Consider the following 24,831-nt stretch of genomic DNA (forward strand, 5'->3'; position numbering starts at 1 on the left):
GTAAAACTCGTTGAAAGATTACGATTTGCGAATTGAATCGATCAACAGCTTCTTATAGAGGGTTAGTGAACGAGTAATAGACTTGGGGTCGCCACTAGCTTTAGCTAACAGCAAAGCGCCTTCCAAGGTGGAAATGTAAAAATCACTCCAGGTCTGAGCGTCGATGCTTTGACCCGTTTGTTCAGCAACCTTATTGAACATCTCAATGAGTTCTTTGCGCCAAGTAGCAAAATGCGTTGAAGCAATCTCAAACAGCGCTTGATTACTTTCAGCCAGCTCCATAGTGAAGATGGCAAGCATGCAACCTTGTTGTAGTTTTGGATCCTGGTACGAAAGGATTGCGTGATCAATATAACCTTCCAGGAATTCAACCGCATTTGCCTTAGCATGATATGGAGCTGCAGCCTGACGCTCTTCCACATCCGCCCAGAACTTTGTTAATACCGCCTCGCCTAAGGCCTCCTTATTGGCAAAGTGATGGAAGAAGCCACCTTTAGTAATGCCAGCAGATTGGCAAATGGCATCAACTGTCATAGCTGCGTAGCCGCGATTCATTATTAAATCTTGCGCACCTTCGAGGATGCGAGCCTTGGATGCTGCAGCTGCTTCTGCTTTAGTTGTAGCCATCGTAGGTTCTCCAGAATTAGTTCTTTTGGGTATTGACAAATAATACCATAATAATAACATACCAACCAGAAGGTATGTTAATCAGGAGAATTTAAATGCATGTAAAACAAATATCATTGATTTGCAGTTCAATTTTTGCACTAACTCTATCTTTCGGAGCCAGTGCTGAAGCTGTCGATAAATACTGGGGACAAATGCAGAACGATTATTTCCCTAATAAGCAGCTACAAGAGTCTGATTCAGTTCAATTAACGGCGCCTCGTCGCGCTGAGAGTGGTGCACAGGTGCCATTCTCTTTCAAAATTAATCACCCAATGACAAATGGAAACTACATCAAGGCAGTTTCTGTTATTGCCGATGCAAATCCAGTGCCATTGGTGGCGGTTTATCATTTCACTCCTGAATCGGGAAGCGCCGAAATAAATACAAGAATTCGTCTTGAAGTTGATTCATTTGTCCATGTGGTCGCGGAAACGAGTGATGGGCAGTACTTGATGAACAAAATTGCGATTCGTGCGACAGGTGGTTGTGGAGGTTCAATTGGTGATGACGAAGCAGCGGCTAAGCAAGCAGCTGGAAAAATGCGGTTATCTGTTTCACCAGACGCTAATGATCAGAACATCGCAATGGCGCGTTTATTGATCAAACACCCAATGTATACAGGTCTTCAACGCGATCTGGTGTCGCAAGGTTTCAGACCAGCATTTTTCATCAATAAAATTATTGCGAAATTCAATGACAAGATTGTCATGGATGCCGACACGTTTATTGGGATGAGCGAAGACCCAAATATTCAATTCCCCCTGAAAACAAATGAGCCAGGCAAGCTTACCGTGGTGATTAAAGATAACGAAGGAGGTACTTTTACTTCTTCGACGGATGTAAGTGTCAACTAGGTAAAAAATAGCGTACTAAAATAGAGTTTACGGCGTCTGCTGACTGAGGAAATCAAATTGTATTCAAGTCGTTTGTTCTCACTTTTGATTGCTTCAGTAATTTCTTCTACCCTTCAAGCTGGGGATGCAGGCGCTGTAAACCTCCAGATCAAGTCCATAGCGAATTCATGCACCTCGTGCCATGGGGTTAATACTCTAAGTGACTCACTAGTGCCTGGTATTGCAGGGTTGGATCAACGATATTTCATTTCCAAAATGACCGAGTACCGACAACAAAATCAACCAGCTGAGTTAAGAGTGCCGCATGCCAAAGATGTCACTGAAGAGGAAGTTGTTCAGTTGGCGGCTTACTTTGCGCAAAAGTCTCGTGCATGTCCATACTATCAAACACATCCTGCCGGTAAATTCGTCGAATAACATCTCAATAGTCAGGCCTAACAGCTTACAAGGCCTAGTCTCAGCTTTGTAAGGGTTAGCAGTTCTACTTTGTCTCATTTCTGGGAGACATAACGTGTCTAACAATGGGCAAAACACTCTCTCTTCTCAGCATTTTATTAGGCCTTCAAGCGTTTGCCAAATTTGACAATCTGCATGCCATATCCGACATATGCATGTCGTTTTTGGCACTGCTAACCGCAGTTCAGAACGCACTAAATCAAACGTAAAACGATTAACTCTCTACAAAACAAGCATTTATCTAGCTTGGCATCAGTCTTGCTGAAAAGGAACGCCGATTTACCGGGAAGAGGTACAAATCCGCAAATGTTGTAAGCGAAGTACAAATTAAAAATCTAAATGAATCGACCAAGGAGGGTTTAAGAATGTCTCAGGAGTCAGTAAAACACGCTTTAGGTAGTTTGATCGAAAACATTAAAACAAATCCAGCTGCATCACGGGTAGTTTTCCGTGCTTCAACAAAATTAGAAGAGGATGTTCGTTGTTCTGCAACGGTTCGTAACTTCCCTCCATTAACCATTGATGAGCCGCCAGATCTGGGTGGTGGTGATCAAGGCATGAACCCAGTAGAACTGGTTCTTGTTGCACTAGGCACCTGCCAGGAAATCATGTACTCAGCGTACTCTGCATTCATGGGTATCCAGCTGGATGAGTGCAAAGTAGAGGTCAAAGGATACCTGGACCTGCGAGGCCTGCTGAGCATTGATCAGTCAATCAGTGCTGGTTATCAACAAATCTCTTATACAACTACGCTCCGTAGCTCAGCAGACCCTAAAGCAATTGAGCAGTTGATTGAGGTTGTTGAAGGTCATTGTCCTGTTATGGACATTTTAGCCCGTGCTCAAAAGGTAACTGGCCAAACGACTCTGAATGGTAATCCCATTCATTCTCTTGCTTTAAATCAATAAACCCCATAGAGCTCACTGGCAACAGTGAGCTTCTCGTATCTACATGGAATGAAATATGGAAACTCTAACCTCTAAACAAATGGTGGCATTGGCAAAACAAGACATTCAAGAAGTTGATGTCAATAAAGCGAATGAAATGATCAAAGATTCTAAGACTTTGATAGTGGATGTTCGTGAACCAGGTGAGTTTGCTGAAGGGCACATTGCTGGTGCAGTTAATGTCCCTCGTGGCGTTCTGGAATTCAAACTGGATCCTGAGAATTCCAAGGAGCTTGAACATTTACAGAAGAAAGATTTGCCAATGCTTGTGTATTGCAGATCCGGGTCACGTAGCGCTCTTGCAGTTCAGTCCATCCAAAAGCTAGGTTACAGCCTGGCCGTTTCCATGATTGGTGGAATGGAGCAATGGAATAAAGACGGCTTGCCAGCGACCTGTAAATAATAACTACATAAATAATAACAGGAGGGTTTGTATGAGTTTAGCTAATGATTGTTTGTATCACATCGAGCACGCATGGGTGAAAAAAATCGAGGGTGATGACGTGTTAATCGGTGTATCCGATTTTGCACAAGATACATTAGGTGACATTGTGGAGGTATACCCTCCAACAGTTGGTAGCACTATTTCTCTTGGTGTCCCATTTGGGTCACTGGAATCTCGAAAGACAGTTTCCGACCTTATTGCGCCTGTTAGTGGCGTGGTAATGGAGGTCAATAAAACACTCACTTCAGAGCCATTTTTGATCAACGATGATCCTCATGGCAAAGGCTGGATTGTTAAAGTCAAAATGTCTAATCCAGGCGAGCTTGATCTTCTGATCGATGTTGACGGCTATAAGGCAGCCGTTGGAGTTTAACTAATACAAAGCCCATTATTTCCTACTGAATAATGGGCTTTTTAAATGGTTGGAAATAATGAGACCAATGACAGAAATCAGGGAGACTGGCGAATCCAAAACTGCTCGGATTCCAATTAAGATTGTTCCCGAACCCCGACTTAAGAAGCCGAATTGGATAAAGATGCATCCAGTCCACGGGCCTAAGTTTATGGAGGTTAAAAATCTGCTCCGAGAGCAGAGTCTAGTGACTGTTTGCGAACAGGCATCATGCCCCAATATTGCTGAGTGTTTTAGCAAGGGTACTGCTACATTCATGATTCTGGGAGATCTTTGTACCCGGCGCTGCCCCTTTTGTGATGTCCCTCACGGAAGGCCAAAACCTCCAGATCAGCTAGAGCCATTACATCTTGCGGAAGCTATTCAAGCCCTGAAGCTGAAGTATGTTGTTATTACTAGCGTGGATAGAGACGATCTACTAGATGGCGGGTCGCAGCACTTTATGGAGTGCGTGAAATCTGTAAGGCAGTTAAACCCACAAATAACCATTGAGTTACTGGTCCCGGATTTCAGAGGTCGGTTAGGAGTGGCTATAGAGAATTTGAGTCAACATCCTCCTGAAGTGCTTAACCACAATCTTGAAACGGTACCTCGCTTATACAAGCAAGTTAGGCCTGGGGCAGACTATCTTCACTCGCTAAGTTTGCTGGAAAGTTACAAGGCAGACAATCCGCAAGTATTAACCAAGTCTGGATTAATGGTTGGTTTAGGGGAGACCGAAAGAGAGGTCCTGGATGTGATGAAGGACCTGAGAGACCATGAAGTCGACATGTTGACGATTGGGCAATATCTCCAACCCAGTGAGCACCATTTGCCAGTGAAAGAATATATAACTCCTGAAAAGTTTGAATTTTATACAGAGAAAGCCAAAGAGTTTGGTTTCTTGCATGCGGCTTGTGGGCCCATGGTTCGTTCGTCTTACCACGCTGATAAACAAGCCTCACCATTAATAGGTAATCAAAAGGCAACAGCGGATTTATAAACAAAATGATCAGAGGAAAATAAATGCATAAAGTAGAAACAAATCACACACCGGATGCAATCCAAGCAGATGTATTGGTTCTTGGCGCTGGACCGGGTGGCTATACGGCAGCTTTTCGTGCGGCAGACTTAGGACTCCGAGTTGTGTTAGTTGATAAAGGGGATGCTCTGGGCGGCACGTGTTTGAATGTTGGTTGCATTCCGTCCAAGGCATTACTTCATGCTGCGAAGGTACTGACAGAAGCAGAAGAAATGAGTGCACACGGAATCAAGTTTACGAAGCCAACTATTGATCTGGATGCTCTCAGGAATTGGAAGTCTAACAATGTTGTAGATCAATTGACTGGAGGTTTAAATCAATTGGCCAAGCAACGTTCAGTTCAGGTCATTCAAGGTAAAGGCACTTTCATCTCTTCTCATGAATTGAAAGTCCAAACCTCTGATTCAGCTACTCAAATCATCAAATTTACGAATGCGATTATTGCTGTAGGTTCTTCACCCGCAATTTTGCCGGGTGTTCCAAACGATCCTCGCATTATGAATTCGACAAAGGCATTAGCATTAGAAGACATTCCAGAGCGGTTGCTTGTCGTGGGTGGTGGGATTATCGGTCTTGAGCTCGGCACAGTATACGATGCACTTGGTTCACGTATCACCATCGCTGAACGCTCTCCTACTTTGATGAAGGGAAGTGACAAAGATGTCATTCGGCCACTACATCGTCGCATGTCCAAACGTTTTGAAAAAATCATGGTGAATACCGTAGTAGATCACGTCACCCCTAAAGAGGATGGCATCCATGTTGGTTTCTCTGGCGACAATAATATTGAGGATGAAGTCTTTGATAAAGTGCTTGTTGCCATTGGCCGTAAGCCAAATGGTCATTTAGTTGGAGCGGAACATGCCGGTGTCTATATCGATGAAAGAGGATTTATACCGGTAGATAAAAGTATGCGTACCAATGTGCCTCACATCTTTGCTATCGGTGACGTCGTGGGCAATCCAATGCTTGCACATAAAGCCACCCATGAAGGCAAGATTGCTGCCGAGGTTATTGCAGGCTACACCACTGAGTTCACTGCATCTGTTATTCCATCAGTTGCATATACAGACCCCGAGATTGCTTGGGCAGGTATCACTGAAAATGAAGCCAAAGAACGCGGTATCGGTGTTGAGGTTGCTTCTTTCCCTTGGGCTGCGAGTGGGCGGGCGATGTCTATCAATCGCACAGAAGGCATGACCAAACTGATCTTTGATAAATACACCAATCAGTTACTAGGTGCTGCAATTGTAGGTACCAATGCCGGTGAGCTCATTACCGAAGCAGTGTTGGCAATCGAATCTTCTATTAAAGCTTGGGAGATTGGCCAAACAATCCATCCGCATCCAACGCTGTCTGAAACCATTTGTTTCGCAGCGGAAATGAATTTGGGCACGATTACTGACCTGTACGTTAAAAAGCAGAATAAGGCCGCCTAACCACTTGAGATGGCATTCGTCGTCGGATGCCATCCAACTCTGAGTCGATGTCATTATGAATAGTAAACCAGTTGTCTTAAGTTCTGGGGGAAGGGGTATGGTAAATGAGCAATATCAAGCTTTTGATTGGGCATCCTCTGACACTATCCACTTGCCAGTCCCGGAAAACTATCAGGCGTATACCGTAGACCACATTCCATTTGGGGCAAATTCCAAACAGGCCTTCAAATTGGTTTCGTTGGAGACGCTTGGAGCATTATTTTGGTTAACCTCCAGGCAACAGTTTTCAGAGAAACACACTATGCGCCATTACCAGCGCTTGAGACCATGCTTTGAAGAGTCTAGTGTTTATCCGATACAGATGCTGACTTGGAACCAACGAGAGCAGGTTTTACGCAGATATAACCCTTTCAACCATACCCTTGAGGCGGTGACGCGATTAAGCCCCAAACCTCTGAGAAGCTTATATAGAGCGGTTGACATTCAGGAAGGTGAGTTAATTATGCTTGTAGCTGAGCCTGGTAAAACCTCTTCGTATATCAGTGGTGGAGAGAATCAGGTTTGGAGAGACACCCACGTTATACAAGGTTACCTTTCATTAGCTGCAGAAATGCTGGGTTTGAACTTCACCTCAATAGCGATGACAGGGCAGACCCTTGTATACCAGCTTGATACTAATGGCAGATTGCATGGCGTAGGAATGAATGTTGTTGGATCTAAGCAATCGTAATACTTCAGTTGCATAAATACCAACCGGATGGTATGTTAACGATGCAGGCTAATTATTCAATCTGATGAGAGGTAAACTTTAATGACGACGCAACAAGTGATAACGATCGAGATTTGGTCTGATTTCATTTGTCCATGGTGTTGGATTGCCAAGCGGCGCCTTGAACAAGCACTTGAAAAGTTTGAGCACAAAAATGCAGTCGAGATCATTTATAGAGCGTTTAGGCTGTCTGTTAATGCTGCGCCAGAATCATTTACTAGCGCTGTGGCCCAAAAGTTTGGAAGTGAAGCTAGAGCAAACAAGCTTATGGGGATGGTGGCAGAGCAGGCGGCAGTTGAAGGTTTGGTTTATGACTTCGAAAGTATGCTTTTTGGGGATACGTTGCAAGCACATGCATTGGTGAAAGCAATCATTGATCCAAAACGTAAGGCCGCACTAGTTGAGCTGCTTTATGAGGAGTCAACATCAAATGGAAAGTCTATTTTTGATAAAGACTCTTTGAAGTCAATTGCAATCAAAGCTGGTATTTCAACAGTGGTGATTGACGACGCCTGGCAAAACAAAAGGCTGGAAGCACTTGTATATCAAGATGAAGCAGCATCTTCAAGATATGGAAGTAGTGTTCCGCTGTTTGTGTTTGATGGACGAGTCGTTGTGTCTGGTGCTCATCCTGCAGAAACTATTCTGGAGTCGCTAAATTCATTAAAGATCTCTCAGCAGCTCTCCAGCCAGGAACGTGCACAAGTATGTGGCCTAAATGGCTGTGATTGAATGATTGGGGCGCATTCCAATAGATATGGAAGTATCTATTGAAATAACCTCTGTTAACAGAGATTCCGATAAATGAAACAGGAGAAACAAAAATGATGAACTGGGAAAATTATAGAACCGAACTAATGGGCCGTATTGGTGATTTGGGTAAGTTATCTCCAGATACGGTTGGCGGATACATGATGGCTAGCAAAGCTGGCTCTAAAACAAATAATCTGGATGAGAAAATACGTCAATTGATCTCAATGGCCGTGGCCGTAACAACGCGCTGTGATGGTTGTATTACTGTTCACGCGGAAGCTGCCGTAAAAGCAGGTGCAACTGAGGCGGAAATCGCTGAGGCATTGGGAGTAGCAGTAGCGATGAACGCAGGTGCAGCATTGGTATACTCAGCGCGTGCTTTAGACGCTGTGAAAAGTGTAACCAAGTAAGAGAGTGATCACCAGGCACCAATGGTGACTGGTGAATTATAATAATCTGAAAATCTAGTAGAAGCTAAAATTGGATATGGGAAATCAAAAAGTACAACGAATGATTGCAAGGATTGCCATGATGGCAATGCTTTTGATCAGCCTCGTGCCTACTTTGAGTATCGCATTTCCAATGCATAACCAAACAAGTTTCATCCAACAAGTTTGCTCTTCTACTCAAGGCACTAAAGTAATACAGGTGATTACTACCCAAGGTAAACAAATTTCCACTTTTATTAAATACAAGCCATCTGAAAAACCAATTTCACTAGATCATCACTTAAACCATTGTCCGTTTTGCCATATCTCGGCCGATCAAGTGGTTGTGCCTTCACAAAATCCTTCATTTGTATTATTTCAACTTGCACAGACCAAGATTGCATTAAGTAGCTATAAAGCTCCTGTCGTATCAAACTTCAAACCTACAGCGCATACAACCCGCGCTCCCCCTCGATTCTTCAGCTAGTTTTCAAGCAGTCGTTCTTCAGATAAGCGAGATCAGGTCACTCCTTCCATTGGCGTGTCATGCGTATCTGCAGGCGAAACCGCTTGTTAACTCAACCTTAAAGCACACATTTCGTGCTGACCGGATTATTTTTGGCTGAATATTTACTCCTAATTTACAGGAAATTATTCAGTTCATTTGATCCGCCTAAATGAAGCAAACAAGAGGATAGGTTAGATGAAAAAATCATTAGTTTTGGTGGCATTTTTTACGATGTCACAGAGCGCGTTTGCGCATTTAAGTTACACCGGTAGAGCCTTTGGGACATTCTCGGGGCTTGAGAATGCTAGTGCGACTATCAGTAATCAGGCTGTTTCTGGCAATTATGCGTGGGCCGATGCGGCTGACGGTAATTTGGGTGACAGTCACAAATCAAAAGCTTTTAGTTTCAGCTTATTAAATGATGCATGGGTAACTTTCTCGGTGATAGCAAACCCATCCGCTACAGCTAGCTCCGTAGACGGATTGATCCCAGGGTTTTCTATTTACTCTGGTCTTGCGGCCTTAACTCCTTTTCCTGCACCTCAAACTAGCGCGGACTATGACACTTCTGCCGCATCGTTGGCATGGCGTAGTGAATGGGCTCAGGCAAATATTGGGCCTGGTTCTGACTTCAGTGCAACTAATGGCTCTTGGAATGCCATAGGCAGTTGGAAGATTGGTGGAGATGGGGATCCTTCAGGTGTTGAAAGTGCATTAACGAGTTTTACATATCAAGGCTCAGTGTCCTCAACTACACACTCTGTCACAGGCACCTTTTTCCTATCAGCAGGAGACTACAGCATCTTTGTAGGTGGTAATGACATTGCCAATAAATCCGATGTTTTGAACTCAGTCCGCAATTACGGACTTTCCGCCACGTTATCTGTTGCTGCAGTTCCAGAGCCAACTAGTTATGCATTGATGTTGGCAGGTCTTTCGTTCTTGGCTTGGCAGGTTAGGCGTTCCAGCAAGGCAACAGCACATTAAATCACTTACAAAATTTGGAGAATCGATATGAATACTATTAATAAATTATTGGCCACTACAGCCTTTTTAGCACTGAGCAATTCAGCCTTCGCCACGGTTGCAACTTACAACATTACAACCACTTGGTTTGAGCCAGACACCCAGCCTAAAAACACATATTTTGTGGGTTCATTTAACTATGACAGTACTACAAAAACCATCACTAGCTTAGCAGGAAAGTTAAGTGAGGCTATGACTGGATCAGTCAATTACAACGCAAGTACAGGTATCAATGGTGCCGACAATATGACTTGGTTGAGTTTGAACTACCAATTGGTTTCTTGGTATGACGCCTCCTTGGGAGGTACTTTTGCAGCAACTTTCAAAAATAACAGTACAAATACCTTTTGGACAGGAGCCGGTGGAAATGGATGGAGCCCAGCATCCGGAGTAGCCGCTGGCGGTATCTACTATGGCTTTCCATCAGCAGGTGCTAATCCAGGTAATGCCTACGCCTTAATTTTCGTTCCTGATAATCCATTAACGGTACTGACTCAGGCTCAGATCAACAAACTGGCTTATGCAGATTGCTCAGCAGGTGGAATCATGGGTGCTTCATGTATGACAGGTACTTCAGCAAGTGGTTATGGTTCAGTTGGCACCATGAGTGGCTATCCACTTTCACAAGTTATCAGTATGACGACTGTTCCAGTACCTGAGCCAGAGACATATGCAATGTTATTACTGGGTTTAGCTTTTATGGGTCTGTCTTCCAGACAAAAAACCCTCAGTAGATAAATTAAGGAGGAATGCCGCGCCTGAGCTCAGGCGCGGTGACACATATGAAGACACACTCAAAATATCAACCGGTCAAACTAAGTGCTTCGGTGCAGCTTAGTGTCATATTTCTTACATTAGCTTCATCCCCCTCATATGCAGATACTGCTGAAGTATCTGCAGCGTTGGATATTCCTGTCGTCGAAGTCGAGGGCGTAAGGGCGCACTCTGTTCCGTTGTCAGGTAAAGAAATAAGTGAGCGAGATATCAAGACGCGTAGCTCCACCACCTTGGACACTACGCGTTTGTTAGAGGATATTCCTGGGCTGACTGTGAATGAGGCCGGTGCGATCTCCGCTTTACCAGCCATACATGGGTTGGCAGATGAAAGGTTGAAGATTCAAGTAGATGGTATGGACCTATCTGCAGCATGTCCAAATCACATGAATTCTATTCTTTCATATATTAATCCCGTAAAAGTTGGGAGTGTCAAAGCCTTTACTGGAATCACACCGGTGAGCGAGGGAGGGGATAGTATTGGTGGGACGATACAAGTGTCCTCGTTAAGTCCAGTCTTTGCTGAGGTGGGAAAGCAGCTTATAAATGGGAGTGTTGGTACCTTCTATAGAAGCAATGGGTATGCACATGGTTGGAACGCTTCCGCAGGCTTTGCTACCGATCAACTGAGCTTCCAGTACTCAGAGTCTCATCTGAGCTCCTCAAATTATAGGGCAGCGAAGAATTTCAAAGATGCAAGTACATGGGCGCCAGTTTTACGTAATGGTTTGGAGAAAACAGATTTAGATGAGGTCGGATCTAGTTCGATATCAGGCTCGGTTAACAAGTCTCTGGATATGGCTTTCAAACGTGATGGTCATTTATTCCAATTAGGGATTAGTCAGCAAAGCGTAGGGTTCGAAGGATTTCCGAACCAGCGTATGGACATGACCAATAATGAAAACACGTCCTTCAATTTCAGATATACAGGTTTGTTTGATTGGGGTGACTTGAATCTCAAATTGTTCCGGCAGCGAGTTAAGCATGCCATGGATATGTCATACGAGCGAAGTTATGCAATGCCCGCTATGCCCATGCTCTCTGAGTCACAGACCGAAGGGGGTAGTCTTACTGCATCACTTCCATTCTGGAATGATCATTTGTTCAAAGTAGGGGGGGATTTCAAACTCTATGAATTGGATGATTGGTGGCCTCCTGTACAGGGCATGGGGCCGGGATCAATGTGTTGCGATAATTTTTGGAATGTCAGAAATGGAAAGCGCGATAGAGTTGGTGTATTTGCTGAGGTTGATAGTAACTGGACTGAGACTTGGGTGACTTCGCTTGGCTTACGAACGGATATCATCAATGCTGATGCAGGGAAGGTTCAGGGCTACAGCCCTGGGGTATATCAAACGGATGCAAATGCGTTCAATGCGAAGGCTCAGGGAAGACGAGATCAAAATTACGATTGGACTGCATTAGCCCGCTACACGCCTGATCGTACTCAATCGTATGAGTTTGGCCTGGCTAGAAAAAGCAGATCTCCTAGCGTTTATGAGCTCTACCCATGGTCTTCCTTCACCATGGCTGCATTGATGAACAACTTTGCAGGTGATGGTAATGCATACATAGGTAATTCGTCGCTTGAACCTGAAGTAGCTCACACAGCCAGTTTCTCCTTGGATTGGCATGATGAAAATCGCTCCATGTGGGGAACGAAGGCTAGCGTATATCTAACTTATGTCCAAGATTATATTAATGCAGTGCGATGCACTTTAGCTAGTTGCGGAACAGCAAATACAACCAGAACTGACGGTTTCGTGACACTCCAATATGCGAATCAATCTGCGAGGTTATATGGGATGGATTTTTCTGCGTATCGAGTATTGGTGACAGATGGCCAATTCGGGCAGTGGACTGCAAAGTCAATGGCGGGTTACGTGAGAGGAGAGGATACGAGTACCGGAGACAACTTGTACCACATCATGCCGTTGAATGGCCGATTCACACTGGAGCATAAACTAGGAGGTTGGACTTCTCAGGCTGAGGTTCAAATGGTGTCTGCCAAGACTCATGTATCAGCAATTAGAAATGAGACAGAAACAGATGGCTATGGTTTGCTTAATCTAAGGACTAGCTACAGCAATAAATTCATGAAAGTGGATTTGAGTCTGGAGAATGCTCTGAATAAGCTTTATTACTCGCCGTTAGGGGGAGCTTATCTTGGCCAAGGGTTTTCTATGACGTCAGGGATTATTCCATGGGGGATTAATGTTCCAGGCATGGGCCGCTCAGCAAATGTGGCCGTGACATTCTTATATTGAACAGAAAACTGACTTTGCTATGCTCCAAGTTGATCAAGTATCACTCGCATTCCAGGAGTCACTTGTTTTTGCTTGTGCATCAAAATGCTGAAGTGTCTGATGATTGGGCATTTTGGCGTTTTGATCTGAACGAGCTTTCCGTTTTCAAGATAATCATTGACTACGAATTTTGATAGGCAGCCAATTCCTAAGCCTTCAGCGGCACTTTGTTTAATAGCTTGATGATCATTAAATTCTAGACTCGATTTGATGAAGGGTAAGTTAATTAGCAGTTCCTGTTCAAGAATTTCACGGGTACCTGAGCCAGGCTCTCTTTGTAGCCAATTCACTTTACTGAGCTGCGTATAAGTTGCGGATTTACCAGCTAAAGCTCGTACTAATGGATGCTGAGCAGAGCCGACAATGACTAACTCATCTTCAATCCATCGATCAACTCGAATGTCTGGATGTTGAGCAGTGCCTTCAATGAGGCCTAAATCAATTTCAAAGTTCGCGACCTTGTTGGCAATTTCCGTTGTGTTTGCCACAGTGATTTTGAGTGGAGAGGCTTCAATTCCAAGGTTCACATTTTGTGCCTTCCACAATTTTGACAAGTATTGGGGGAGTAAATAATTGCCAATACTGAAACTTGCGCCAATCTCCAAAAGTGAAGGTTGGTTACTTTGAAATGTGGTTTGTAAGTGATTTGCTGAGTTAAGCAGCTCAAGTGCTTTAGGAAGAAATGCTCTACCGTGGTCATTGATGAAGATTCTTTTTGATATTCGATCAAACAGAGGCATGCCCAGGGTTTTTTCTAGTTCTGATATGGACGCACTAATGGCCGACTGCGTTAGGCCGATTTTTTTACCTGCAGCAATAGTGCTGCCGCTCTTGGACGTTTGAACAAAAATTTGTAGCTGTCTAAGTGTAATTTGCATTTTTATGTATACAAAATTAATTTGTAATATTAACAATTTTTATTAATTTTATTTATTAATAATCAATATGTATAGTGTTATCGGTTAACTGTATTGGATTCACAAGGAATTTCGACTTGTCATCAAGAGAAGCCCCTCATTCCATAGTTTATGGCTGTATTTTTATGTTTCTTTTGTTTGCACGAATAGTGTACGCAGGAGGTCTAGAGTCAATTCCTGAAGACTTTCAGGCAGCGCCTTTCCCTGAGACTGAACAAGGGAAGTTAGCTGCGTATGGAAAAACACTGATATCCGAGACCTATGCTCTGCTCGGACCATATTCAAATAATCCAACCAGTGGCAATCGTCTTGCGTGCGCAAACTGCCATCTGAACAGCGGCACTAAACCATTTGCAGCACCTTATGTGGGTCTGACGAATGTATTTCCTATCTTCCTTGGCCGTGAAGGGCGTTTAGCAACACTTGAAGAGCGGATTAACGGATGCTTTGAAAGAAGTCTCAATGGCAAACCATTGAAACTTGAAAGCGAAGAGATGCATGCCATCGTGGCCTACATGAAACATCTAAGCCAAGGCACGCCTGTAGGCAAACGTATCATCGGACAGGGTTTCACAAAGTTTGAGATACCTGCAAGGGCTGCAAGTCCTACCAATGGCGCAGTTATTTATGGGAAACATTGTATCAGCTGCCATGGTGCTGATGGTCAAGGCAAGCTGGGGGCAAATGGATTGCGTGAGGGTGGCTACATCTTCCCTCCATTATGGGGGCCTGACTCATTCAATGATGGTGCCGGCATGGCAAGGATTCTAACCGCTGCCAAATACATTAAAGGCAACATGCCATTTGGTATTCATGCAAATGAGCCACTGTTAACAGACGATGAGGCTTATGACGTTGCAGCCTTTATCAATAATCATCCTCGACCAGAAAAGCTCAATAAAGAAAATGATTACCCTGACTTAACCAAAAAGCCAAAAGATAGTCCTTACCCGCCATATGCTGATTCAATTCCCCAAAGTCAGCACAAGTTCGGCCCCTTCAACTTTTAACTGAGTTTCTTAACTCTTCAATTCCAAAACCCCATCACTTGAAAGGAGGATGCCTGAGTTGGTCAAGATAGTACAGATTGCACTGAGTCGCCCTTACACATTTATCGTAATGGCAATTCTAATTTTGATTGGTGGAGTTTTGTCTGCACTAAGGATGCCAACAGATATTTTTCCTGAGATTCGCATCCCGGTAATTGCGGTTGCATTCCAATATACCGGCATGTCCCCAGATCAGATGTCAGGTCGTATGTTGACGCCATTTGAAAGGGCGCTTACTACGACCGTAAATGATATCGAACACATTGAGGCTAACTCATATACTGGCTTCGGTATCGTGAAGATATTTTTCCATCCAAACGTAAATATCGCAACGGCCAACGCTCAGGTAACCTCTATATCACAGGCCATGTTGCGTTTGATGCCAGCTGGTACACAACCTCCTATCATTCTTAACTACAGTGCTTCAACTGTACCTATTCTCCAACTTGCCTTGGCTGGGAAGGGGCTAACTGAACAGAACCTCGCCGATTTAGGCCTTAATGCTGTGAGGCAGAGGTTGGTCTCGGTGCCTGGCGCAGCCATCCCTTATCCATCAGGTGGTAAAACTCGCCAGGTACAAATTGACCTGGATCCTGAGGCAATGCAATCAAGAGGACTCTCTGCTCAGGATGTTGCAAATGCACTGGCAAACCAAAATCTAGTACTGCCAACAGGTACACAGAAAATTGGCAGCAAGGAATACACAATCCAATTGAACAACGCTCCTTCCGCTCTTGAGGAGCTTGGTAGGTTGCCTATCAAATCCGTCAATGGAGCAATGGTATACATTCGTGATGTTGCACATGTGCGTGATGGAAATCCGCCCCAGACAAACGTGGTTCATGTAGACGGATCACGGTCAGTATTACTCTCAGTATTGAAGAGTGGTGCTACTTCTACCATTTCTATCGTTTCGGGAATCAAAAGTAAGGTTTTGGAAATCAAACCAACCTTGCCAGATGAGTTGGAAGTCCGACCAATCAATGACCAGTCAATCTTTGTTAGTGATGCTATCAAAGGAGTGGTGCTTGAAGGTTGTATTGCTGCTGCCTTAACCAGCGTGATGATCCTGCTATTTTTGGGGAGCTGGAGATCCACGGTTATCATTGCCATCTCAATTCCATTATCCATTTTAGGTGCCGTAGCTGGTTTAGCTTACATGGGCGAGACCTTGAATATTATGACTCTTGGTGGATTGGCGTTGGCAGTGGGCATTTTGGTCGATGATGCAACAGTGACCATTGAGAATATCAACTGGCATTTAGAGCATGGTAAGGATGTAGAAACATCGATCTTGGATGGCGCACGTCAGATTGTAACACCCGCATTCGTTTCCCTACTGTGTATCTGTATCGTATTCGTTCCAATGTTTTTCTTGGAGGGTGTATCTAGATTCTTATTTGTGCCAATGGCTGAGTCTGTAATGTTTGCCATGGTTAGTTCATTTGTTCTTTCTCGAACACTAGTGCCAACTATGGCCAAGTACCTCCTTAAGCCTCATTCAGAAAGTGAGCATGAGGAACAACCAGTCTCCAAGAATGTGTTGGTCATGTTCCAAAGGGGATTTGAAAAACGCTTTGAAGCATTCAGAACAAACTATCGTGGTGTGCTTGAGTTGGCCCTTGATAACCGGAAGATGTTTGTATTTGGGTTTATGGCCCTTGTCATTCTGAGTTCAACGTTGATTCCGTTTCTTGGGAAGAATTTTTTCCCTGCAGTGGACGGTGGTCAAATACTGATGCACGTTCGAGTACCTGTTGGAACTAGAATTGAAGAGACTTCTGCAAGATTTGCTCAAATTCAGGCAGAAATCAGAAGACTTATTCCTTCTGACGAAATAGTCACGTTCGTAGATAACATTGGTATTTCATCAAGTGCGATTAACCTGACTTACAACAATACTGGAGTTATGGGTGTTCAGGATGGTGATATTCAGATCGCATTAACCAAAGAGCATAGGCCGACTGCTGAATATGTGAAACAGTTGAGAGAGTTATTACCTCGCAAATTTCCAGATACTGTATTCACCTTTCCGCCTGCAGATATTGTTAGCCAAATTTTAAATTTTGGTACTCCTGCTCCAATCGATATCCAAATCCGAGGAAATAACCTTAACGGAAACTTCGATTACGCCAACAAGTTGGTAGCTAAGATTAAACAGGTCTCTGGGATTGCAGATGTACGAGTTCAGCAGTCCAGACAGAATCCAGTCATCAAGGTGGACTTCGATAGGTCTAGAGCTCAAGAGGTTGGTCTTAATGCACGTGATGTGACCAATAGTTTAGTGGTCTCATTAGCAGGTAGCAGTCAAGTTGCGCCAACTTTCTGGTTAAACCCTGCGAATGGTGTTTCTTATCCTATTGTCATGCAGACCCCGCAGTATCGTATGGGAGAAATGTCTGATCTGGAAAATATGCCGATCAGTGGCTCCCGTCCAGGGTTTGCTCCCCAGATTCTGGGTGGCATTGCAGATTTCTCTCGTTCAACTTCAAATGCACTGGTTAGTCAGTATGACATCCAGCCTATGGTTCAAATTCATGCGGCAACTCAAGGAAGGGACCTTGGTGCTGTTGCCGATGATATAAGGCGCATATTGGCTGAAAACGGTGACTCGGTTCCAAAAGGGTCGACTGTTTATCTATTGGGCCAGGTTCAAACTATGGAAAGTGCTTTCTCAGGTCTGTTATTTGGATTGCTAGGGGCCATTGTTCTGATCTACCTGTTGATTGTGATCAATTTCCAGTCGTGGAGCGATTCATTCGTCATCATCAGTGCTCTTCCAGTGGCAATTGCAGGCATTATCTGGATGCTATTTGCAACCTTCACACCATTATCAGTACCCGCCCTGACTGGCGCAATCATGTGTATGGGCGTCGCAACTTCCAACAGTGTGCTGGTCATCAGCTTTGCAAGGGAACGTCTTGCTGAGTTAGGTGATGCGACTCAGGCAGCCCTTGAGGCCGGATTCGTCAGGTTCCGACCAGTTCTAATGACGGCATTAGCCATGATCATCGGTATGGCGCCTATGGCTTTAGGGCTTGGTGAAGGCGGGGAGCAGAATGCTCCACTTGGTCGAGCTGTGATTGGCGGGTTGTTATTTGCTACCGTCACTACACTGCTATTGGTACCTATTGTTTTCAGTATGGTGCATTCCAAATCGAAAGAGTCATCGAATAAGCAATTCAGCAATGGAGAAGTAAATGCCATCCAAGCATAAAGATTCACATCGTATCGTTCTAAATAGCTGTCTCATATTGGCACTAGTGGGTATTGGTATCGTAAGCTACGGAACGGTTATAAGAGCCACTGAAAGCAAGAAACTAGATGGATGGACCAAGGAGCAAGCGGTCCCATCAGTCATACTGGTCAGTCCAACCAATGATAATGGTATACAAACGATTGAGTTGCCTGGCAGACTTCAACCGTTCGCCCAAGCTCCGATTTACGCCAGGGTCAGTGGATACCTTAAAAAATGGAATGCTGACATTGGAGCTCAGGTAAAGGATGGTCAAGTATTAGGTGAAATTGAAACGCCAGACCTAGATCAACAGCTGTTACAAGCTAAAGCTGATCTTGCCAGTGCAAAAGTAGGTGCTGATCTTGCCAATTCAACTGCAAAGCGATGGGTTGCCATGCAAGGAACTGATTCAGTTTCCAAACAGGAGGTAGATGAGCGCGTTGGCGATCAAGCAGCAAAACAAGCCAGGGTAAATGCTGCTCAAGCTAACCTTGATCGTATCCAAGCTTTGAAAGGGTTCACAAAGTTAATTGCCCCATTTAATGGGATAGTGACTTCCAGGAATACAGATGTTGGAGCATTGATTGAATTGGGAGGTGGATCAGCAAAGCCACTATTTGTTGTATCAGATACAACCAAGCTTCGGTTGTACATTAGTGTTCCAGAAAATTACGTCTCCAGTATTGGTAAAGAAGTTGTTGCCAACGTAAGTATTCCTGGTAAGCCTGGTAAAACATATAAGGCTACTTATGTAGCTTCATCTCAGTCAGTGGATCCGAATTCTGGAAGTACTTTATTTCAATTCATGGTGCCAAATCCTAACGCTGAATTAACTGCAGGTGGTTTTGCGAGAACAAAATTGGAACTTGGGAGCGATGCTAAAACACTGACAATCCCATCTAGTGCATTAATTATTCGCCAGGACGGTGTTCTCGTAGCCACTCTGGGCCCAGACAACAAAGTGGTACTCAAGAGCATTCAGGTTGCACGTGATCTGGGGAAAACAATTGAAGTTCAACAGGGACTTAGTGTTAGCGATCGCCTGATCGATAGTCCACCTGATGATATTTCCAATGGACTGAAGGTACGCGTCAAAGGTGATAAAGTATGAGTTTTTGGCGGAAACTATTAGCTTTGAAGTTAGTGGTGGTTCTTGCTGGTTGCTCACTAATACCTGATCTCAAGATGCCTACGGTGCAAGTTGCCCCAGAATACAAAGAAACAGCACCTTGGATTAAAGCAGAGCCCTCTGATCAAATTCCTAGAGGATCTTGGTGGACCTATTACAAGGATGACGAGCTCAATAAGCTTCAGGAGTTGCTACTTAAGAGAAACTCGAACCTTGCTGCAGCTTATGCAACTTACCAACGGGCACAAGCTTATGTCGATCAAGCGGGAGCCAGCAGGTACCCTGGGCTTTCCTTGAATGGCAGTCCAAGCCGGAATAGAGCTTCTGAGAATCGGCCATTAGTACCATCTACATTCAATTTGCCGCCAACCTACTCTCTGTATTCTGTTGGTCTGCAAGCCGGATATGAAGTTGATCTATGGGGAAGGGTAAGTAGCAGTGTCAAAGCTAGTGAAGCAGGGGCAGCTGCAGTTACTGCAGATTTAGAATCTGTAAAACTAAGCCTACAGACTAAGCTTGTAGATCAATTTATTGTGTTAAGAGGGATTGATCAGCAATTACACCTATTACAGGAAACTGTGGACGCAAACGCCAAAGCCTTGAAGTTGATTCAAATTCGCTATGACAATGGTATAGCCCCAGGCTTAGATGTGTCCCGAGCTGAGGCGCAGCTTGAGTCGGCCAAGTCTCAACTAGAGCAGGCTAAAGCGCAGCGCGCTATTTCAGAGCATGCTATAGCTGTGCTGACCGGCCAATCCCCATCCAGTTTCTCGCTTGTAAGTCGGGACGATATCATTGATCTTCCAAAAATACCAATCAGTGTTCCTTCTGAATTACTGCAGAGAAGGCCAGACATTGCGGCAGCACAAAGAAGGGTAGAGGCCGCAAATGCCTCGATAGGGGTCGCGAAGGCCGCCTTATATCCTTCTGTCAATCTGAGTGCGACTTACGGTTATCAGAGCATTTCGGCCGGTAATTGGTTAACTGCCCCTAGCAACTTTTGGTCTATTGGGCCGGGGATGCTCTTGCAGTTATTTGATGGTGGATTACGCAAAGCTAAAGTTGCAGAAGCAGAAGCCATTCTGAATGAAAACGGGGCGAGATATAGGGTAGTGGTATTAGAGGCCTTCCAGCAGGTCGAAGATAATCTAGCCAAGCTAAATTACTATCATACTGCTGCACAGTCAGAGAAAGCTTCCGCAGAAGCCGCAAAGAAGAGTCTGAGTTTTGCGATGAACAGATATCAGCAGGGAGCTGCGAACTATCTGGAGGTGACTTCTGCTCAAACTGCATCATTAAATTCCCAGCGAGCACTACTCATCTTGAACACAGAGCAGTTAAGAGCTAGTGTTGATTTGATAAGAGCTTTGGGTGGAGGCTGGAGTAAGAATGTCCAAGAAGCTGGTTAATACTTGAGCATCAACCATGAGAATTCAACTTGGCCTCAAAGAGAATTGGAAACAATTCTCACTTTTAATACTCATCAATGCCTTCGTGGGGGGCATGGTTGGTGTTGAACGAACTGTTGTTCCTTTGATAGGTAAAGTGGAGTTTCATATTGAGTCAACGACCCTAATCACTTCATTTATTATCAGTTTTGGATTGGTCAAAGCTTTTGCAAATTTAATCTCTGGGCAACTGGCAGATTATTGGGGGCGTAAGCAAGTATTAATCTTGGGATGGATATTTGGTTTGCCTGTCCCATTTCTAATCATTGCTGCGCCATCCTGGAATTGGATCATTGGTGCAAATATCTTGCTAGGTTTAAGCCAGGGCTTCGCTTGGTCTATGACTGTCATTATGAAGGTAGATTTGGTTGGCCCAAAGGGTAGGGGAACAGCTGTCGGCTTAAATGAGTTCGCAGGTTACTTTTCAGTCGGAGTAACTGCACTTGTAACAGGATATCTTGCAAGTAGTTATGGGTTGCGTCCTGCTCCAATTTTGCTAGGTGTTTTTTATGCTGTGGCCGGCTCGTTGTTAACTTTGTTGTTGGTACGAGATACAAGTGAACACGTGAAGCTTGAAGCCAGCATTAACCCAAAACAGACCTCATCTATGACATTCAAGGAGGTGTTTCTACTCACTTCTTTTAAGGATAGTAATCTCTTTGCCGCATCTCAAGCGGGAATGATCAATAACCTAAATGATGGAATGAGTTGGGGAATCTTGCCACTGTTTTTCAATACTTTTGGTTTGAGCGTGGCTAATACCGGTTTACTCAGGTCAATACACCCAATGGTCTGGGGTATAGGCCAGCTTGTCACCGGACCTCTTAGCGACCGATGGGGTAGAAAAGGCCTGATTGTGGTTGGCATGTGGATACAGGGCATTGCGCTAATCCTGACCGCAATGACAGATAAGTTTGAATACTGGTTTCTTGCAGCCATGATGATGGGTATTGGTACTGCAATGGTTTATCCAAGCCTAATCGCGGCGGTGTCAGATGCTTCACATCCAACCTGGAGGGCTAAGTCTCTGAGTGTCTATCGGTTTTGGCGTGATCTAGGATATGCCATCGGTGCTCTTTCAGCCGGTATCATGGCTGACCGCTTTGGATTCAGTTTAGCGATTACTGTCATAGGCGTTGTGAGTTTGATTTCAGGAGTCGTGGTGGCCTTCAGGATGCAGGAGCGTTAATTGGTTTGTTGCTTTGAGTCAAATCGATACCTATGACCTGAATGTCATCGTTATTGGAAAAATAGGCTTAAAGCAAAACGGCGATCACCGTTTTTACTTTTCCTGAAGGCTGGGATGCAATATAAGCAGACTAGTAATTATATGGGTGCAAATACATTGATTAACATTTATCATAATCATACTTACCTATCAAAATAGGTTCATCGGCGTTAGGTATATTTTTTGACGTACCTAAAAAGAATGAAAGACCCATATGGGAGGGGATATGAATCGATTTACTTTGATGGTATTTTTGATTTTTACATTTAGCTGTTTAGTAGCTAATGCGCATTCTGGCAGAACTAATAAGCAAGGTTGTCACCATGATAAAAAAGCTGGTACTTACCACTGCCACTAACAATAAAGAAGTTTAAAACAGAAGAAAGAAAAACTAGATTATAAAAGGCTCTATAACTGTAGCTGAGTTTGCGAAGCGTAGAAGTCTAAAATAAGCTTCCAAGTGTCATAAAAAATTAAAAGCTGAAATAAAAATAAAAGGGGAGCGACAGGGTGGCTATTCAAAGCTTCCGATTAGTGATGAGGTGCAAGCGGTGTCAATGGAATCTGACAGCGCCTCAATCTATTTGCAAAAAATGTGGAATAGCCCCTGCCTACATTATCAAACGCGAAATCGATTCAGAGATTTCCTACATCTGCAAAACATGTAATAACTCAATAATTCATAGTCACGTACCTCAACATTGTATTCAATGTGGGTCATTAGCGTATGACTGGTGGGACTATGATGGTAGTAACTGGTTAGCTCCTAATTTAACCCTGAAAAGAGACATTAAGGGAATCTGGCTTATCGGAGAGTTTGAAGGCGATTTCGTCGGTACACTTTCAAACACAGGGATTCCAAATGTCCTGGCTGTAAAAGAAAATTACCATCGAGACTACGACATAAAGATAGCCCGTGGCCATCTAATCAATTACAAATTCACTGATAGGCGTCCAAATCTGCCAATCAAGGCCGATCCCAAGCCAATCAGACAAGACTTCAGCAATTCTATATTAGTAAAAGATTTGAATTCGGAAGACTATTTGCCGGCAAATCTTGCCGATTTAGTCATCTATGATTGGCAACGAATTTCTGAAAAAGAATTTTTAGATCAAAATAAAATCGCTGGGCATATCAAAGGTACGTTGTGCGCTTGCTTGGTTAAAGAAGAAGAGTTTGAAAACGCGGTAAATTCTCCGCCAGAAGTACAAAATATCCCTGCAATTGCGGCTGCATCAGCGACTCAAACATCAGTGCCGCAAGAGCAGACACTGACAGATGGTTCTGCACCCTCGACTAATACCCCAGGAATATCAGGTAAAGGCCCCACTCCACCATTAGCACCCCGTTCAGATAAAAATGAATTTGAGACTGATACACCTAAAACTGGAGGCGGGGGAGTTCGCGATATATTGGCGAAGAGCCGGGTTGACGAGTGTTGGCTATGCAATAACATATTGCTATCGATACTGACCTTTTGTCTTTTCTTTTATTTTAGGTCAGATGGAGGCTGGAAGGACTTTTTCTGGTGCCATCTTGTACAGGCTTTATTTTTCTTTTTCTCGACCAAAGCAGTTTGCGTACTTGGAGATATAGTCCAAGAGCGAGGTTTGACCATTCGGGATGCAGTACAGAAGAAAAAATTCAGAAGTTTTCTAATTGGAGTGTCGCTGTTTAGTTTATTGGTGGCATTCTCAAATGCTAAGCAGCATGCTTGTTATGACCTTTCGTCATTTGGAATTTGGGAAGCAATAATTCTCGTCAGTTTTATTCTTTCAGCATTCATTAGAGATTGTTTTGCAAAAACTGTATTAGCCATTGCCTTTGCATTGGCGGTCATGTTGACTATGAATTGCATAAAACCCAAATGCGACATTAGTCATCCTGAAAGTTCAAGCCATAGTGCTAAAAAGCATTCTGTTGCTTCTCAGCTCATGAATACTAAGAAAGTGGTTGAGAATACTGTCGTAGAGCAGACCGCAAAGTATAGTGAAAATAAAGTCAAATCTTTAACTGGGTCAAACGCCTCAAATAAGAAAGTTACTGCTGGCGACTTAAAATCAAATCCAAATGTTTTAGATGACTGTAATACCAGTGTTTACCTCGGTGAGTTGGGCTTATTCGAAAGAAATAGTTTCGTTATCAAAGAAACGGCAATTACTAAACTTGAACAACTAGCCTCCTGGATGGCAGAGCAGGACAAGTCGAAAAAATTCATTATCACTGGTCATGCAGATCAAACTGGGGAGACATTTGAAAACGGAATGCCAAACCCCGCTGGTTATGCCAGAAACATGAGATTGAGTAAGCAGCGAGCAAATGCTGTTGCCGAATGGATATTGGATAACGAAAACATTAACTCTGAGCAGTTAATAGTTAGAGGTGTTGGTAGCTCTGAACCACTAACAACAGATCCAGATCCTGAAACTCAGAAAATGAATATTAGGGTTGAGCTTAAAGGCAATTGTGAAGCCGATACCAAAGGTGAACAGTAAATGCTATTTCTTAAGACTAAATCTACAGTGGAATTAAAGCTTGCTCATCCTAAACTGACCTTTGGTCGGCAACTCACTTGGGTGAACGTTTATATTCGAGGCAAATGTAAGGTCGTTATTAGTTCGAAAAGTCATCCTCAATGGAAATCTGTAAAGATCAAATCACCTGCAGTTAACGCCGTGATGATAGCGGTACCTATTGGTGCGCAATTGGTAATTAAAACCAGCACATTATTCAGTAGTAGTAAGACATATTTCGACGTGGCTAAAGCTGATTGGAAGCTCACACCGCCAAATATGCCAAAAGTGGCTTTAAAGCCAATCGAAGAGGCAAAGCAAATATTGTTGGATTGGCGAGCATTTGTGTACAAATTAAACAGAGCTAGGTCGAACAAAGCTCTAAGAAACATTCGCAAAGTATCAATGACGCCAAGATTTATCAATATGCGAGTATCAAAGGCTAAGTTTAGCAATGAAGCATCAACCAATGAGCCTTTGGTTCATTAATGTATTAGCAAG

24 protein-coding genes are annotated in these 24,831 nt (G+C 43.8%); 22 read left to right on the forward strand and 2 right to left on the reverse strand.

The window, feature by feature from the left end:
• Nucleotides 1-18 precede the first annotated feature (18 nt).
• Nucleotides 19-627: a TetR/AcrR family transcriptional regulator gene (locus INP77_RS00230; RefSeq protein ID WP_194746716.1), complete on the reverse strand. Its 609-nt coding sequence runs from the start codon at nucleotides 625-627 to the stop codon at nucleotides 19-21.
• Between the two features lie 95 nt (nucleotides 628-722).
• Between INP77_RS00230 and INP77_RS00235 the strand changes: the two genes are divergently transcribed.
• From INP77_RS00235 to INP77_RS00300, 14 genes are all read left to right on the forward strand, one after another.
• Nucleotides 723-1,523: a quinoprotein dehydrogenase-associated SoxYZ-like carrier gene (locus tag INP77_RS00235; RefSeq protein WP_194746717.1), complete on the forward strand. Its 801-nt coding sequence runs from the start codon at nucleotides 723-725 to the stop codon at nucleotides 1,521-1,523.
• A 57-nt stretch (nucleotides 1,524-1,580) separates the two neighbouring features.
• Complete coding sequence (locus INP77_RS00240; protein ID WP_194746718.1) at nucleotides 1,581-1,940, forward strand: c-type cytochrome; 360 nt, start codon at nucleotides 1,581-1,583, stop codon at nucleotides 1,938-1,940.
• Nucleotides 1,941-2,344: 404 nt separating this feature from the next.
• Nucleotides 2,345-2,887: an OsmC family protein gene (locus tag INP77_RS00245; RefSeq protein WP_194746719.1), complete on the forward strand. Its 543-nt coding sequence runs from the start codon at nucleotides 2,345-2,347 to the stop codon at nucleotides 2,885-2,887.
• A 55-nt stretch (nucleotides 2,888-2,942) separates the two neighbouring features.
• The gene (locus tag INP77_RS00250; protein WP_194746720.1) at nucleotides 2,943-3,329 is read left to right on the forward strand and encodes a rhodanese-like domain-containing protein; all 387 of its coding nucleotides are present in this window, start codon (nucleotides 2,943-2,945) and stop codon (nucleotides 3,327-3,329) included.
• A 31-nt stretch (nucleotides 3,330-3,360) separates the two neighbouring features.
• Entirely contained in the window at nucleotides 3,361-3,744 is a 384-nt protein-coding gene (locus INP77_RS00255) for a glycine cleavage system protein H (protein ID WP_194746721.1), read from the forward strand.
• Between the two features lie 67 nt (nucleotides 3,745-3,811).
• Nucleotides 3,812-4,765 carry a lipoyl synthase gene (lipA, locus tag INP77_RS00260; protein ID WP_194746722.1) on the forward strand — a complete coding sequence of 318 codons (954 nt, stop codon included), beginning with the start codon at nucleotides 3,812-3,814 and terminating at the stop codon, nucleotides 4,763-4,765.
• A 23-nt stretch (nucleotides 4,766-4,788) separates the two neighbouring features.
• Nucleotides 4,789-6,243: a dihydrolipoyl dehydrogenase gene (lpdA, locus tag INP77_RS00265; RefSeq protein WP_194746723.1), complete on the forward strand. Its 1,455-nt coding sequence runs from the start codon at nucleotides 4,789-4,791 to the stop codon at nucleotides 6,241-6,243.
• Between the two features lie 97 nt (nucleotides 6,244-6,340).
• Nucleotides 6,341-6,973: a hypothetical protein gene (locus INP77_RS00270; RefSeq protein ID WP_194746724.1), complete on the forward strand. Its 633-nt coding sequence runs from the start codon at nucleotides 6,341-6,343 to the stop codon at nucleotides 6,971-6,973.
• Nucleotides 6,974-7,054: 81 nt separating this feature from the next.
• Nucleotides 7,055-7,744, forward strand: coding sequence for a DsbA family oxidoreductase (locus INP77_RS00275; RefSeq protein ID WP_194746725.1), 690 nt, complete (start codon nucleotides 7,055-7,057; stop codon nucleotides 7,742-7,744).
• Nucleotides 7,745-7,836: 92 nt separating this feature from the next.
• A complete protein-coding gene (locus INP77_RS00280; protein ID WP_194746726.1) occupies nucleotides 7,837-8,175 on the forward strand; it encodes a carboxymuconolactone decarboxylase family protein in 339 nt (112 codons plus the stop codon).
• A gap of 118 nt (nucleotides 8,176-8,293) precedes the next feature.
• Nucleotides 8,294-8,680, forward strand: a complete 387-nt coding sequence (locus tag INP77_RS00285) for a DUF2946 domain-containing protein (RefSeq protein WP_228518620.1) — start codon at nucleotides 8,294-8,296, stop codon at nucleotides 8,678-8,680.
• Nucleotides 8,681-8,896: 216 nt separating this feature from the next.
• Nucleotides 8,897-9,688 carry a PEP-CTERM sorting domain-containing protein gene (locus tag INP77_RS00290; protein WP_106288041.1) on the forward strand — a complete coding sequence of 264 codons (792 nt, stop codon included), beginning with the start codon at nucleotides 8,897-8,899 and terminating at the stop codon, nucleotides 9,686-9,688.
• Nucleotides 9,689-9,715: 27 nt separating this feature from the next.
• Nucleotides 9,716-10,465 carry a PEP-CTERM sorting domain-containing protein gene (locus INP77_RS00295; RefSeq protein ID WP_106288040.1) on the forward strand — a complete coding sequence of 250 codons (750 nt, stop codon included), beginning with the start codon at nucleotides 9,716-9,718 and terminating at the stop codon, nucleotides 10,463-10,465.
• Between the two features lie 44 nt (nucleotides 10,466-10,509).
• On the forward strand, nucleotides 10,510-12,768 hold the full coding sequence (locus INP77_RS00300; protein ID WP_194746727.1) for a TonB-dependent siderophore receptor: 2,259 nt from the start codon (nucleotides 10,510-10,512) through the stop codon (nucleotides 12,766-12,768).
• A gap of 17 nt (nucleotides 12,769-12,785) precedes the next feature.
• Here INP77_RS00300 and INP77_RS00305 read toward each other — a convergent pair whose 3' ends face one another.
• Nucleotides 12,786-13,685 carry a LysR substrate-binding domain-containing protein gene (locus INP77_RS00305; protein WP_194746728.1) on the reverse strand — a complete coding sequence of 300 codons (900 nt, stop codon included), beginning with the start codon at nucleotides 13,683-13,685 and terminating at the stop codon, nucleotides 12,786-12,788.
• A gap of 116 nt (nucleotides 13,686-13,801) precedes the next feature.
• Between INP77_RS00305 and INP77_RS00310 the strand changes: the two genes are divergently transcribed.
• From INP77_RS00310 to INP77_RS00345, 8 genes are all read left to right on the forward strand, one after another.
• Nucleotides 13,802-14,734 carry a c-type cytochrome gene (locus INP77_RS00310; RefSeq protein ID WP_228518621.1) on the forward strand — a complete coding sequence of 311 codons (933 nt, stop codon included), beginning with the start codon at nucleotides 13,802-13,804 and terminating at the stop codon, nucleotides 14,732-14,734.
• Between the two features lie 58 nt (nucleotides 14,735-14,792).
• Nucleotides 14,793-17,990 carry an efflux RND transporter permease subunit gene (locus tag INP77_RS00315; protein WP_194747468.1) on the forward strand — a complete coding sequence of 1,066 codons (3,198 nt, stop codon included), beginning with the start codon at nucleotides 14,793-14,795 and terminating at the stop codon, nucleotides 17,988-17,990.
• Nucleotides 17,974-19,122: an efflux RND transporter periplasmic adaptor subunit gene (locus tag INP77_RS00320; protein WP_194746729.1), complete on the forward strand. Its 1,149-nt coding sequence runs from the start codon at nucleotides 17,974-17,976 to the stop codon at nucleotides 19,120-19,122. The genes INP77_RS00315 and INP77_RS00320 overlap by 17 nt, the downstream gene beginning before the upstream one ends.
• The gene (locus INP77_RS00325; RefSeq protein WP_194746730.1) at nucleotides 19,119-20,549 is read left to right on the forward strand and encodes an efflux transporter outer membrane subunit; all 1,431 of its coding nucleotides are present in this window, start codon (nucleotides 19,119-19,121) and stop codon (nucleotides 20,547-20,549) included. The genes INP77_RS00320 and INP77_RS00325 overlap by 4 nt, the downstream gene beginning before the upstream one ends.
• Before the next feature lie 16 nt (nucleotides 20,550-20,565).
• Nucleotides 20,566-21,777 carry an MFS transporter gene (locus tag INP77_RS00330; protein WP_194746731.1) on the forward strand — a complete coding sequence of 404 codons (1,212 nt, stop codon included), beginning with the start codon at nucleotides 20,566-20,568 and terminating at the stop codon, nucleotides 21,775-21,777.
• 283 nt (nucleotides 21,778-22,060) lie between these two features.
• The gene (locus INP77_RS14990; protein ID WP_194747471.1) at nucleotides 22,061-22,174 is read left to right on the forward strand and encodes a YHYH domain-containing protein; all 114 of its coding nucleotides are present in this window, start codon (nucleotides 22,061-22,063) and stop codon (nucleotides 22,172-22,174) included.
• A 152-nt stretch (nucleotides 22,175-22,326) separates the two neighbouring features.
• The gene (locus INP77_RS15055) at nucleotides 22,327-24,312 is read left to right on the forward strand and encodes an OmpA family protein (RefSeq protein WP_194746732.1); all 1,986 of its coding nucleotides are present in this window, start codon (nucleotides 22,327-22,329) and stop codon (nucleotides 24,310-24,312) included.
• Complete coding sequence (locus INP77_RS00345) at nucleotides 24,313-24,819, forward strand: hypothetical protein (RefSeq protein ID WP_194746733.1); 507 nt, start codon at nucleotides 24,313-24,315, stop codon at nucleotides 24,817-24,819. It begins immediately after the preceding gene.
• Nucleotides 24,820-24,831: the final 12 nt, after the last annotated feature.

It is taken from the genome of Methylophilus sp. 13 (assembly GCF_015354335.1).
GTDB classification, from domain to species: domain Bacteria; phylum Pseudomonadota; class Gammaproteobacteria; order Burkholderiales; family Methylophilaceae; genus Methylophilus; species Methylophilus glucosoxydans.